12 protein-coding genes are annotated in these 12,892 nt (G+C 70.0%); 9 read left to right on the top strand and 3 right to left on the bottom strand.

The window, feature by feature from the left end:
• Positions 1-166: 166 nt before the first annotated feature.
• A complete protein-coding gene (locus tag AX018_RS01605; RefSeq protein WP_111875555.1) occupies positions 167-964 on the bottom strand; it encodes a response regulator in 798 nt (265 codons plus the stop codon).
• Between the two features lie 4 nt (positions 965-968).
• Positions 969-1,598: a response regulator gene (locus AX018_RS01600; protein WP_111875553.1), complete on the bottom strand. Its 630-nt coding sequence runs from the start codon at positions 1,596-1,598 to the stop codon at positions 969-971.
• 132 nt (positions 1,599-1,730) lie between these two features.
• Between AX018_RS01600 and AX018_RS01595 the strand changes: the two genes are divergently transcribed.
• The 3 genes from AX018_RS01595 to AX018_RS01585 all read left to right on the top strand — a co-directional run bounded on the left by AX018_RS01595 (position 1,731) and on the right by AX018_RS01585 (position 5,576).
• Entirely contained in the window at positions 1,731-2,117 is a 387-nt protein-coding gene (locus tag AX018_RS01595) for a response regulator transcription factor (RefSeq protein WP_111875550.1), read from the top strand.
• A 169-nt stretch (positions 2,118-2,286) separates the two neighbouring features.
• A complete protein-coding gene (locus AX018_RS01590; protein WP_211322346.1) occupies positions 2,287-3,039 on the top strand; it encodes an ABC transporter substrate-binding protein in 753 nt (250 codons plus the stop codon).
• Positions 3,036-5,576, top strand: a complete 2,541-nt coding sequence (locus tag AX018_RS01585; RefSeq protein WP_245951387.1) for a sensor histidine kinase — start codon at positions 3,036-3,038, stop codon at positions 5,574-5,576. Before AX018_RS01590 ends, AX018_RS01585 begins: the two co-directional genes overlap by 4 nt.
• Before the next feature lie 49 nt (positions 5,577-5,625).
• Here the strand turns inward: AX018_RS01585 and AX018_RS01580 are convergent, their stop codons facing one another.
• Complete coding sequence (locus AX018_RS01580; protein WP_111875542.1) at positions 5,626-6,549, bottom strand: aminotransferase class IV; 924 nt, start codon at positions 6,547-6,549, stop codon at positions 5,626-5,628.
• A gap of 585 nt (positions 6,550-7,134) precedes the next feature.
• Between AX018_RS01580 and AX018_RS01575 the strand changes: the two genes are divergently transcribed.
• The 6 genes from AX018_RS01575 (at position 7,135) to AX018_RS01550 (ending at position 12,871) form a co-directional block, all read left to right on the top strand.
• Positions 7,135-7,434 carry a 2Fe-2S iron-sulfur cluster-binding protein gene (locus tag AX018_RS01575; protein ID WP_111875540.1) on the top strand — a complete coding sequence of 100 codons (300 nt, stop codon included), beginning with the start codon at positions 7,135-7,137 and terminating at the stop codon, positions 7,432-7,434.
• 139 nt (positions 7,435-7,573) lie between these two features.
• Entirely contained in the window at positions 7,574-9,310 is a 1,737-nt protein-coding gene (locus tag AX018_RS01570) for a T6SS phospholipase effector Tle1-like catalytic domain-containing protein (protein WP_111875538.1), read from the top strand.
• A 141-nt stretch (positions 9,311-9,451) separates the two neighbouring features.
• Positions 9,452-10,573, top strand: a complete 1,122-nt coding sequence (ribBA, locus tag AX018_RS01565; RefSeq protein WP_111875535.1) for a bifunctional 3,4-dihydroxy-2-butanone-4-phosphate synthase/GTP cyclohydrolase II — start codon at positions 9,452-9,454, stop codon at positions 10,571-10,573.
• Positions 10,574-10,580: 7 nt separating this feature from the next.
• Entirely contained in the window at positions 10,581-11,045 is a 465-nt protein-coding gene (gene ribH / locus AX018_RS01560; protein ID WP_111875532.1) for a 6,7-dimethyl-8-ribityllumazine synthase, read from the top strand.
• A complete protein-coding gene (nusB, locus tag AX018_RS01555; protein WP_111875530.1) occupies positions 11,042-11,611 on the top strand; it encodes a transcription antitermination factor NusB in 570 nt (189 codons plus the stop codon). The genes ribH and nusB overlap by 4 nt, the downstream gene beginning before the upstream one ends.
• 75 nt (positions 11,612-11,686) lie before the next feature.
• Complete coding sequence (locus tag AX018_RS01550) at positions 11,687-12,871, top strand: pyridoxal phosphate-dependent aminotransferase (protein ID WP_111875528.1); 1,185 nt, start codon at positions 11,687-11,689, stop codon at positions 12,869-12,871.
• Positions 12,872-12,892: the final 21 nt, after the last annotated feature.

Genomic DNA, 12,892 nt, shown 5'->3' with positions numbered 1-12,892 from the left:
GCGTGTGTCGCCTTGAAGAACGAACAAATGATACAAATTGCATCAAATAGAGACAATTACTTTTATCAATTTATTCTTTTCAAATAGACTATCGGCGTTGTTTTTGCAAGCATTCCCCAGGATGGAACGCAGGTTCAAAGCCGCGCCTGAGCACATCGAGCTGCGCTCATTCTCTCCCCGGAAAAGCCAAACGCCGCCGCAACGAAGCCCAATGGTGGCGTGCAGCAGACACATCGTGGTCCCGGGCCGCGATCTCGATCGTGCGTGCAAGGAGCCCGTCGGCCGGCCGCCCCAGGGTGCGCAGCACGCTGGCCAGGCTGTGGCACAGCCGGCGCAGGGCCGGCAGGTCCCCGATTTCCAACGCGAGGTCGCCCTGGACCGCATCGTGGACGAACTGCGCGATGCAGCCTTCCCGGTAGGCATGGAACAGCTCCGCGTTCCCCGCGAAATACTCCTGGATGGCCGCCTCCTCCGCCGTGATGGTGGCAGCATCGGGCCGCCCTCCACCCACCGGCTGGCCTTTGGCATGCGTGGGTTCCCTATCCGCCAGTGCGGCGGCTGGCGGCGACAAGACATCCGCCAGGGCCTCGCGCACGCAGGCTTCCAGCTCGGCCACCGGCACGGGCTTGGAGAGCGCCCGCCACGCGCCCCAGGAGGCCAGATCCTGCCGGACCAGATGGTCCAGACCGGCGCTGAGCACCACGATGCGCGCTCCCGCGGCCAGGGCCGGCGTGGCATGCAGGCGGCGAAGCAAGCCGGCGCCGGACTCCCCGGGCATCATCAGGTCGGTAATGACCAGCGCGGCACGATGGCACTCCAGCCACGCCAGCGCGGCTTCCACGCTGGCGCAGTTCTGGACGCTGACGGGCAGGGTTTCGAGTGCCATGGCGACGAAGCGCGCCACGGAGGGATCGTCCTCGACCAGCAGGACACAGGGCCGGGCGGCGCCAGGCTCGGTTGACATGGAGTCACCCGCGTGACAGGACCGTCAATGCGCGCAGCGCCTGCGGCAGGTGCGCCACCAGCACCGACTTCTGGATCACCGTGAGGCCCTGGAGCGCGAAGGCATACGGTGCGCGTTCGGCTTCATCCAGCGAAGTCACCACGATGAGCTGCAGCCGGGCGAACTGCGGATGCGAGCGCAGGCTGGTGATGAGCGCGGCGCCATCGAGCCCCGGCAGGAGGATGTCCACGATGAGCACGTCGGGTTCGAGCTTGCCGCACATCGCCAGTCCCGCGATGCCATCGCTGGCGATGTGCAGTTCCACTTCAGGGAACTGCTGCTCGAGCAGCAGGCGGATGAGGTTCTGGTAATGGACCGAATCCTCGATGAGCAGCACCCGGCGCCGGGCCGTGGCGGCCCCGCCGCGCGCAGAGGGCGGCGGCGGCGAGGCATGGGGCTCCGCGCCCACCTCGCGTGAGCGCAACCAGCGCTCGACCGACTCCCGGGAGATCCGCCGATGGCCACCGGGCGTCTTCCACGCCTCCAACTCTCCCCGGTCCACCATGAGCTGTATGGAACGGACGGCCATCCCTAGCAATTTGGCGGTTTCAAGGGTCGTGTAGTGGTCGCGCAGTGAATCGTCGGAATTCGGCATAGCAGGCATTGTGCCCCGCTCCGGACCATAAGTTCGCAGCCGAGGGCAATCACGGAGATGCTGGGCACTTGCAGATATTAAATCTAGTAAATATGATCCATTCACCCCTTTCTTTTTGTATTCGCAGTTTCCATGAAAACCGTACTCATCGTCGATGACCACGCCGAGATTCGCCGGTTGCTGCGCATGACGCTGGAAGGCGGCGACATGGAGCTGCACGAGGCGGACAGCGGTGCCAGCGCCTGGTCCATCGCGCAGGCCGCACGGCCGGACGTGGTGCTTCTGGACGTGATGATGCCGGGGGACCTCGACGGCTTCGAGGTCTGCCGCCGCATCCGGGCCTGCCCCGCGCTGGCGCATACCGAGGTGATCATGCTCAGCGCACGCGACAGCGTCCAGGACCGCGCCGCCGGACAGCAGGCGGGTGCCAGCGGCTTCTTCGCCAAGCCCTTCAGCACCCTGCAGGTCGCCGAAGCCGTTCGGCGGCTCGGCCCGACCATGCCCATGGCGGGCATCTGATTCCATGGGCCCGGACAGGCGGCAGCGGCGACCCCCGCACCCCATCCAGCGGCACCCGCCGCCAGCGCCCTGCCGCAAGCCACGCGCGGGCGCACGGGCCATCCTGCGCCCGTTTTCCCACCGACCCTCGCCCCTCTTTCTGCTCCTCGGGCTGCTGGCCTGGGGGGCCATGCTGTGCCAGACCGGCCCCGTGCATGCCGGCATGGTCCTCGACCGCGTGAAATCCCGGGGAGAAGTGCTCGTCTGCATCTGGCCCGACTACCACGGCATCACGTACCGCAATCCGCGCACGCAGGAGCTGAGCGGCCTCGACATCGAACTCTCCCGGCAGTTCGCGCAGGAACTGGGCGTGCGGGTGCGCTACGTGGACTCGTCGCTCGACCAGGTCGCGCACGACCTGCAGGTCCGGCGCTGCGACGTGGCCATGTTCGCCCTCGGCACGCTGCCGCCCCGATTCCGGGATGTCCAGTTCACCCGGCCCTATCTGCGCAGCGACCTGTATGCCGTCACCACCAAGAGCAACCCGGTGGTCAGGCAATGGGCCGACATCGACCGGCCCGGCGTGGTGGTGGCCGTGCAGAACGGCAGCCTGATCGGGACCGTGCTGGCGGAGCGGCTGAAAAACGCCACCATGGTGACGGTGAAGCCCCCCGGCAACCGCGAGCGCGAACTCATGGCCGGACGCGTGGACGTGTTCATCACCAACTATGCCTACGCCCGGCGCCTGCTGGACAGCGCGGACTGGGTCCGCATCATCCAGCCGCCCGAGCCCTTCTTCGTCATCCCCTCCGCCTACGCGGTGCGTCCGGGCGATGCGGAATGGCTCGCGACGGTGGATGCCTTCGTGGGCCGCATCCAGAGCGACGGACGGCTGCGCGCGGCGGCCGACCACCACGGGCTCGGCCCGCTGGTGATTCCATGATGCGCCAGGTACTGCGCGGCATACCGTTCAACGGAGCCTTCCGGACACTCGCGCGGCGCGCGTCCCGCCAGCCGGCCAGCGCCCTGGTGCTGGCCGCGGGGCTGGCCGCCGCCGCCGGGGCGCTCATCACCACCATCGCGGTGGGGGTGGGCGACATGCGCAGCTCCCTGGCAGCCAGCATCACCCAGGCGCAACTGCTGGCCCGGGTCCTGGAAGACCAGACCACGCGCACCTTCGAGGCCGGCGAGGTGGTGCTGGCCACGCTCGCGCACATGCCGGCGATGTCGGGCAGCCGGGACGACCCCCAGGCCACGGACGACGCCATGCGGCAGGTGCTCGCCGCCCTGCCGTTCATGCGCAGCGTCTCGATCGTGGGCGAAGACGGCCGGGTGCTCTCGAGCACCGATCCCGCCGCCACGGGCATCAAGATCGACCGGGAACGGCTCGGCCCCTGGCTGGAGCCGGGCCGGCAGCACATCGGCGCGCCCCTTTCCGGGCGCGGGCTCGCCAGCCTGCGCCGTGACAGCCCACCCGCCGCCGTCCCCCCAGGACTCTCGTTCGTGCCCATGCTGCAGGGCTTCCGGGACGAGAGCGGCGCCGTGCTGCAGCTCGTCGGGCTCATGAACCCCGACGCGCTCTCGAACTTCCAGTACCTGGCACTCGAATCGCTGAGCTACGACGCGGTGATCGCCACGGACAGCGGCCACGTTCTGGCCTCCTCCATCACCACGCACAACCTCGCGGGGTGGAACCTCTCGAAGCTGCCGGTGTTCACCAGCTACCTGCCGCGCAGCGAGCACGGCAGCTATGTCGGCACCGGCGTGCTGGGCAAGGACCGGATCCTCGCGTACCGGGCGTCGCACGGCAAGCCGCTGGTGGTGATCGTCGAGGAACCCTACGCGGCGGCGCTGCAGCGCTGGTTCTGGGAGGCCTACCAGTTCCTGGCCATGGGGCTGCTGATGGTGCTACTGGCGCTCGCCCTCACCTGGATCGCGTGGCGCAGCCTGCGGGCGCGCGAAGCCGCGCAGCGGGCCGTGGATGCCGCCCAGGCGCGCATCGCCCGCAACGAGCAGGATCTGGCGCTGCTGCTGCGCAGCGTCCAGGAGCTCATCTTCCGCACCGACGAGAACGGCGCGCTCACCTACGTCAACGCCCGCTGGACCACGCTCATCGGCCAGCCCCCCGCGAGTGCCGTCGGCCAGCGACTGCAGGATCTGGTGGCGCCATCGAGCCAGGGCGACATGGCCGCCATGCTGGACCCCCACGCCGACGCGAGCCTGCGCGCCTGCCAGGTGCGCCTGCGCGACCGCTACGGCGACGAGCGCGTGCTCGACGTGGCGATCGTGCCGCTGCGCGACGGCGCCAGGGGCGGCATCAAGGCCTTCGCCGGCAGCGCGGTGGACTCGACCGAGCGCGAGCAGGCCCATCAACGGCTGCGGGCGCAGCTCGCCTTCCAGAACCTGCTGCTGGAGACGAGCCCGCAGCCGATGATGCTCACCAACCGGGAGCACCGGGTGATCCTCGTCAACCGCGCCTGGGAACTGGCGATCGGGCGCCCCCGCGACAAGGTCGTCGGCCGCAGCCTGGAGCTCTACCCCCGCCAGTCCCGCGACGATGCGGCGCTCGCGGAGAGCGGTGGCGGCACGTCGCTGGAGCTGGAGCTGTCCTATGGCGACGGCACGCGCCGCGCCACCCGCGTGCTCAAGGCCGCCGTGCACGACGAGCGCGGCGGCGTGACCGGCGTGCTGAGCATCCTCATGGACATCAGCGAGTTCCGCGAAGCCGAACGCGCCACGCGCGAAGCCCACGATGCCGCCGAAGAAGCCGCGCGCACCCGCGCCGAGTTCGTGGCCAACATGAGCCATGAACTGCGCACCCCGCTGCAGTCCATCATCGGCTTCGCCGAGCTGGGCGTGGCGCGCAGCGGCGACACGCGCCTGGCCCCGATGTTCTCGGACATCCTCGTGGCCGGGCAGCGCATGCTCGCGCTCGTCAACGACCTGCTCGACGTCGCCAAGATCGAAAGCGCCATCGGCACCTTCCACCTGGAGCGGACCGACCTGCGCGGCCACATCCGCTCCGTCGCGCGCGAACTGCAGCCCCTGCTCGCCTCGCGCCGGCAGGAGTTGCGGCTCGACCTCCCGGACCGGCCGCTCGTCGTGCGGGCCGACCCGCTGCGCTTCCAGCAGGTCGTGCGCAACCTGCTGGCCAACGCCATCAAGTTCTCGCCCGAGGAAACGCCCATCCACCTGCGCGCCGACGCGGACGCCGGCGACCACATCCACATCGAGGTGGAAGACCAGGGCCCGGGCATTCCGCCGGACGAGCTCGAGCGCATCTTCGACGCTTTCGCGCAATCGAGCCTCACCAAGGACGGCTCGGGCGGCACCGGCCTGGGCCTCGCGATCTGCCGCAAGATCATCGATGCCCTGGAAGGCCGCATCTACGCCCGCAACGTGCCCGGGGGAGGCGCGGTCTTCCACATCGAGCTGCCCGCGCGCGGCCCGACGGACACGGCCTCGGCCCCGCTGCTCTGAGAATGAGAACACGTTCTGAAGCCCCGCGCGCGCCTGCGGTGGAGCCGCTTCAGTCCGGGGCCCGGCTCCCGTAGTCCACCGGCCGACGCAAGCGCTCGTCGGCATGCCAGGCCCAGTAGGTCGCCACGAACCGCCGCGTGACCGGCCCGACGGCACCGTCGCCCACCGGCCGGCCATCCACGCGGGTGACCGGCATCACGCCGCCGCCGGAGCTGGAGATGAACACCTCGCGTGCGCCGCGCAGCTCGCCGGCCGGCAGGGCACGCTCCTGCAGCGGCACCGCCAGCGCCTGCGCCATCTCGATCACCGTGCGCCGGGTGATGCCCTCCAGCATGCCCTCGGCCGGCGTCACGACCGTGCCGCGCTCGTCCACGCAGAACACGTTGAAGCCCGGCCCCTCCACGACGTGGCCGGCGCCGTCGGTGAGCACCACGGTATCGCCACCCGCGTCCAGCGCGGCCAGCAGGCCCATGGTGAGGTCGTTCCAGTGGTAGTTCTTGGCACGCGGGTCCACGCTGCGCGCGGGGATGCGCTGCACGTCGCTCACCACGAGGTGCAGCCCGCGCTCGCGCTGCTCGGCGCTGGCGATCCAGACATAGGGCACGGCGAAGGCATAGAACTGGTTCACCGCCTCGCGCGGATCGCGCGAGCCCCAGGGCGGCTGGCCGCGCGTGGCGATCATCTCCACATAGGCCCTGCGCAGGCCCGACAGGCGCACGCACTGCTCCAGCACAGCCGCCACGCCCGCCGGGGTGAGGCGCGGGTCGAGCCGGAAGCGCCCGCAGCTCTCGAAGAATCGCTCCAGGTGGGCATCGAGCCGGAAGAACGCGCCATCCCACACCGTGACCACGTCGTAGGCGGCGTCGGAGCGCAGGAAGCCCCAGTCGGTGATCGGGATGGCCGCCTCCGCGATGGGGACATACCGGCCGCGCACGAAAGCGGCGCCCTGGGAGAAATCGGGAAGGGAATGCATGCGGCCATTTCATCCCTACCGGCGCCCGCCCGCAACCCCTCCCGGCAGCCCCGGGACGCCCCCGCCCCACCCGTGCGCCCGGGAGACGCCAAGCACAACCACGGATGACACGATTGCAACGGCATGCAACCCTGCCGGGGCAGGCATGGCGCCCGAGAAGGTGCGGGCCTTCACGGTGCAATCCTTTCGCATCCCGCCCCGGCAATGACCGGCCTCCGGGTTATCCCTGCCCGCACTGGACAATCATGTGGATAACCCGGGAAAGATCCTGTACGGCCACGCCAAGTCGTTGATTTCAAAGGACAACCCTCCCATCGCCTATTTTTTGGGCACCGCGCGAAAACAGGACATACGGTTATCCCGTCCGGCACTGGACAACCATGTGGATAACCCGGGACAAGCGCTGTATGGCACAGGCAAGTGCTTGATTCACAAGGACTTGTCTCGCACTGCCTCTCTTTTAGGCAGTTCCGTGGCGGACCTTGCGGCCCGGAAAACGCTACCAAAACAATAGCAAACAATGCAGCAGAATCGCCGACATACCGCCTTTCTGACCCCGACTCCACATTCCAGGACACTTTTTCGATGACTTCGCCCTCCTCCTCGGCCCCCTTCTTCATCGCCCGCGTCGGCGACGACGGCACCCAGTGCGATGCCTGGCCCGAACAGACGCTGCTGCAATCGCTGGAACAGGGCGGCATCGACTGGCCCAGTTCGTGCCGCAACGGCACCTGCCGCACCTGCATCGGCATGCTCGCGGGTGGCGAGGTGCGCTACGCCATCGAGTGGCCCGGCCTCTCGGCGGAGGAAAGGGCCGAGGGCTGCGTGCTGCCCTGCGTGGCCTATCCACTGAGCGACCTGCACCTGGAAGCCCCCGGAATCTGACACGCCCGGGCACGGGCGCCGCGGCAGCGCCAGGGCAGGAAACGGGCAGGCGGGTGGCGGCGGCGCCACGTCCTTGCCGGCACCGGCCCGCGCCGGCCAGAATGGCCACACAAAAAAATGTTTGCAGAGAGGGAGAGCCATGATCGAGAACGTCCACGCGGCCACCCCGCCGCTTCCTGGCGCGCGCGCCGCCGAAGCCCACGGCGCCGCGCCGGGCGGCTTCCAACCCACGCGCGAGGAGATCCTGCGCCAGTGCGCCGCTGCCGACGCCCGCTGGGCGGCATCGCCCGGCCGCAACCTGGTGCTGCTCTTCGACGGCACCGGCAACATCCTGGGCAACGAGCAGGACACCAACATCGTCAAGCTGCTGCGCATGCTCGACAAGGGCCCCGACCCGCAGGGCCTGGAGCCGGAGCAGCTGGTCTATTACGACCCGGGCGTAGGCACGGCCAACACCTTTCCGGCCGCCAATCCCGCTTCGCGGGCGAACGAGGCCGTGGAGCGGCTGTCCGGCCTGGCGATGGGCAGCGGCGTGTTCCAGAACATCGCCCGCGCGTATGAATTCCTCGTGCGCACCCACCGGGAGGGCGACCGCATCTACCTGCTCGGGTTCTCGCGCGGGGCCTTCACCGCGCGGTCCGTGGCCGGCATGCTCAACCTGTACGGCCTCATGCACCCCGAAGGCCTCCCCCTGCTCGACAGCCTCGTGCGCACCTATTTCGCCCCGCGCGGGCGCCACAACCCGTCCGGCACCCGCCAGCGGGAGGACTTCGCGCGCGACGTATTCGACAACTTCTCCCTCGGCCGCGCGCCCCTCGTGCACTTCGTGGGCGTGTGGGACACGGTGGCGGCCATCGGCAGCGGCGTGCTCGGCGGCATCACCATCACCGACCCCGGCGAATTCGCGCGCAAGCGCTTCGCGCACGTGCGCCATGCGATGTCGCTGCACGAATCCCGCGCGGCCTACGCACCCAGCCGCTACGTCGATCCCCGCTTCACCGCGCAGGAGCGGCCTCACCGCAGCTTCGAGCAACGCTGGTTCCGCGGCGTGCACAGCGACGTGGGCGGCTCCTATGCCCGCGACGGGCTCTCCAACATCACGCTGCGGTGGATGGTGGACGAAGCCCTCGCGCAGGGGCTGCGCGCGGACCGCGCCCGGCTGCGCCCCGGCGACCCCCTCACGCCCATGCATGACCAGGCCTACGACTGCCCCTACTGGGTCTGGACGGGGCTGGACGCGCGCGAGCGCCACCCCAGCGACGTCATCGACGCCAGCGCGCTGCCCGTGGCCGCCGCCGTGCCCGCGCAGCAGGTGCCCCGCACCCAGCCCTGGCGCACCATCGGCCGGGTCCTGCCGCTGGTCGTGGCCGCGCTCTTCGCGGCGGTGATCGGCGTGCAGCGCGATGCCTGCGCGCTGGACGGCGCCCCCGCCTGGGCACGCCTGCTGCCCTCGGCCTACCAGCTCACCGCGCACTGGCATGCCGCCTGGAACCTCTCCTGCGGCGACACCGACGCCCTGCGCCGCGCCATCGCATGGGACTGGGCGCTGATCGCGGCCTACACCCTGTGGCTGGCCTACCCCGTGGCCTGGGCGCTGCGGCGGCTCGTCGCGCGGGCCATCCCCCGGGGCCGCCGCCTGGGATGGCTGCCACGCCACGCGCACTGGCTCATGGCCCTGCTGGTGGTCTCGGACGTGGTGGAAAACCTCGCCATGCCGCACATGCAGGCCCCCGGCTGGGCCACGGTGGTCTCGGCCGCCTGCGCCCTCAAGCTGCTGGGCCTCGCGCTGCTCGCCACCGTCCTGGCGCGCGGCGCGCTGGCACGCTCCCCATACACGCCCGCGCCGCCCACCCCGCGAGAGAGCCGACTGCACTAAAATCGACGGCTCTGGAGCGCCGAGCGCTCCCGCACCGCGCGCCGCCGCACCGCCCGTCCCTCCTGCGAACCCTGCGAAGGGGGCCGCCCGGGGCCCGGGCGCGCGGCGCGCCACCGCGCGAACCACCGAAAGCCTGCCTTCATGAACACCCCCCTCTCCCCCGCGCCCATCTCGCCGGTCGAAGACATCGTGGCCGAGATGCGCGCCGGGCGCATCGTCATCCTCATCGACGAGGAGGACCGCGAGAACGAAGGCGACCTGGTCCTCGCCGCCGACCACGTCACCCCCGAAGCCATCAACTTCATGGCCCGCTTCGGCCGGGGCCTCATCTGCCTGACGCTCACGCGCGAGCGCTGCGAGCGGCTCAATCTCCCCCCGATGGTGGCGCGCAACGGCACCAAGACGGGCACGGCCTTCACCGCCTCCATCGAGGCCGCCGAAGGCGTGACCACCGGCATCTCGGCCGCCGACCGCGCCCGCACCGTGCAGGCCGCCGTGGCGCCGGACGCCCGCGCGAGCGATCTCGTGCAGCCCGGCCACATCTTCCCGCTGCAGGCCGTCGATGGCGGCGTGCTCATGCGCGCGGGCCACACCGAGGCCGGCTGCGACCTCGCCGCCATGGCCGGCTGCAGCCCCTCCTCCGTGATCTGCGAGATCATGAAGGACGACGGCACCATGGCCCGCCTGCCCGACCTGCAGCTCTTCGCCGCCCAGCACGGCCTCAAGATCGGCACCATCGCCGACCTCATCCACTACCGCAGCCGCAACGAATCCCTCGTGCGCAAGGTGGGCACGCGCCCCCTGCAGACGGCCGCCGGCGAATTCATCGCCCATGCCTTCCGCGACGAACCCAGCCAGGCCGTGCACCTCGCGCTGGTCAAGGGCAGCTGGGCCGAGGGCGAGAGCGTGCCCGTGCGCGTGCACGAGCCCCTCTCGGTGCTCGACGCCCTGGAAGTGGGCCGCGCCATGCACTCCTGGGGCCTGGACTCCAGCCTGCAATACATCGCCCAGCAGGGGCGCGGCGTGGCCGTGCTGCTGAACTGCGACGAAAGCGCGGAACAGCTCATCGCCCAGTTCGACGGCACCGCCCGCTCGGCCCACGCGCCCGAGCGCGGCCGCATGGACCTGCGCACCTACGGCGTGGGCGCGCAGATCCTGCGCGAATGCGGCGTCACCCGCATGCAGCTCATGGGCCAGCAGCGCCGCCTGCCCAGCATGACCGGCTACGGCCTCGAGATCACCGGCTACATCCCCAAGGAATAAAACGACCATGTTTGGCGCAGACAAAGGAACCACGGACAAGCTCGACGGCAGGAAGCTGCACATCGGCATCGTGCAGGCCCGCTTCAACGAGAGCATCACCAACGCCCTGGCCGACGCCTGCCTCAAGGAACTGCTGGACCTGGGCGTGCAGGAAAAGAACATCCGCCACGTGCGCGTGCCCGGCGCGCTCGAAGTCCCACTGGCCCTGCAGGCACTGGCCGAGCAGGACGAATACGACGCGCTCATCGCCCTGGGCTGCATCATCCGCGGCGAGACCTACCACTTCGAACTCGTGGCCAACGAATCCGGCGCGGGCGTGACCCGGATCTCGCTGGACTACCAGACGCCCATCGCCAACGCCATCCTCACCACCGAAAATCTCGAACAGGCCATCGCCCGCCAGACCGAGAAAGGCAGCGACGCCGCGCGCGTGGCCGTGGAAATGGCCAACCTGCGGGAGGAGCTGTCGTGAGCGACTCCTTCTCCACGCCTCCGGGCAGCAGCGGCAGCAAGCGCCCGCCACGGCAGTCGCGCACCGGCACCACGAGCACCGGCGCGCGCAAGGCCGGCTCCAAATCCACCCGCAGCCGCGCGCGCGAATTCGCGCTGCAGGCGCTCTACCAGCACCTGGTGGGGCGCAACGAGGCCACGGCCATCGACACCTTCACGCGCGACCTCTCGGGCTTCCACAAGGCCGATGCCGCCCACTACGACGCGCTGCTGCACGGCTGCATCGAGAACGCCGAGGCCCTGGACGCGCTCATCCTGCCGAAGCTCGACCGCAAGATGGCCGAAATCTCTCCCATCGAACACGCGGTCATGTGGATCGGTGTCTACGAGTTCCAGCACTGCCTGGACGTGCCCTGGCGCGTGGTCATCAACGAATGCATCGAGCTGGCCAAGGAATTCGGCGGCACCGACGGCCACAAGTACGTGAACGGCGTGCTCAACGGCCTTGCGCCCTTGCTGCGCGCGGCCGAGATCGAGGCCGACCGGGGACGCGCCGCCCCGGCCCCTGCCCCGGACGCGGAGGCCTGACCGCCGGGCACCGCACGCCCCCTCGCGCACGCCGCGCCGGGGGGCGCTTTCCCTTCCCTTCTCTCCCCTCGCTCCATGAAGTTCTCCTCGCGCGCCGACAGCATCGAACCCTTCTACGTGATGGAAATCGCCAAGGCCGCGCAGGCGCTGGCGCGCGAGGTGGCGGCGGGCCCCGAGCCGATGATCTTCCTCAATATCGGCGAGCCGGACTTCACCGCCCCCGCGCTGGTGCAGGAGGCCGCGGCGCGCGCCGTGCGGGACGGGGTCACGCAGTACACCAACGCCCTCGGGCTGGACGCGCTGCGCGAGCGCATCGCCGGCTGGTATGCCCAGCGCTTCGGCGTGCAGGTGCCGGCGCGGCGCATCGTGGTCACGGCCGGCGCCTCGGCGGCGCTGCAGCTCGCCTGCCTGGCGCTGATCGAGGCGGGCGACGAAATCCTCATGCCCGACCCGAGCTACCCCTGCAACCGCCATTTCGTGAGCGCGGCGGACGGCCGGGCCGTGCTGGTGCCGTCCACCGCCGAAGAGCGCTACCAGCTCAGCGCGCAGAAGGTCGAGGCCCACTGGGGCCCGAAAACGCGCGGCGTGCTGCTCGCCTCGCCGTCCAACCCCACCGGCACCTCGATCGCGCCCGACGAATTGCGCCGCATCCACGCGGCGGTGCAGTCGCGCGGCGGGGTCACGCTGATCGACGAGATCTACCTGGGCCTGTCTTATGAAGAGGCCTTCGGTCGCACCGCTCTGGCGATCGACGAAAACATCATCAGCATCAACAGCTTCAGCAAGTACTTCAACATGACGGGCTGGCGCCTGGGCTGGATGGTCGTGCCCGATGCCATGGTGCCCGTGGTGGAACGACTCGCGCAGAACCTCTTCATCTGCCCCAGCACCGTGTCGCAGCACGCGGCGCTGGCCTGCTTCGAGGCCGAGAGCATCGCCGAGTACGAGCGCCGCCGCACCGAATTCAAGGCGCGCCGCGACTACTTCATCCCGGCGCTCGAATCCCTGGGCCTGCACGTGCCCGTGCGGCCGGACGGCGCCTTCTACGCCTGGGCCGACTGCACCGCCGCCGCCCGGCGGCTGGGCGTCGAGGGGAGCTGGGACTTCACCCACGAGATCCTGCGCCGCGCGCACCTGGCCATCACGCCGGGCCGCGACTTCGGCCGCCATGCGCCGGAGGGCTTCGTGCGCTTTTCCACGGCGAACTCCATGCCGCAGCTCCAGGAGGCGGTGGCGCGGCTGTCCCGCGTGCTGGGCTGACCTTCCGCCTTCCAAGAGAGA

This window comes from Paracidovorax anthurii (assembly GCF_003269065.1).
In the GTDB taxonomy this organism is placed as follows: Bacteria; Pseudomonadota; Gammaproteobacteria; order Burkholderiales; family Burkholderiaceae_C; genus Paracidovorax; species Paracidovorax anthurii.
This window is presented reverse-complemented; position numbering and strand designations above follow the sequence as displayed.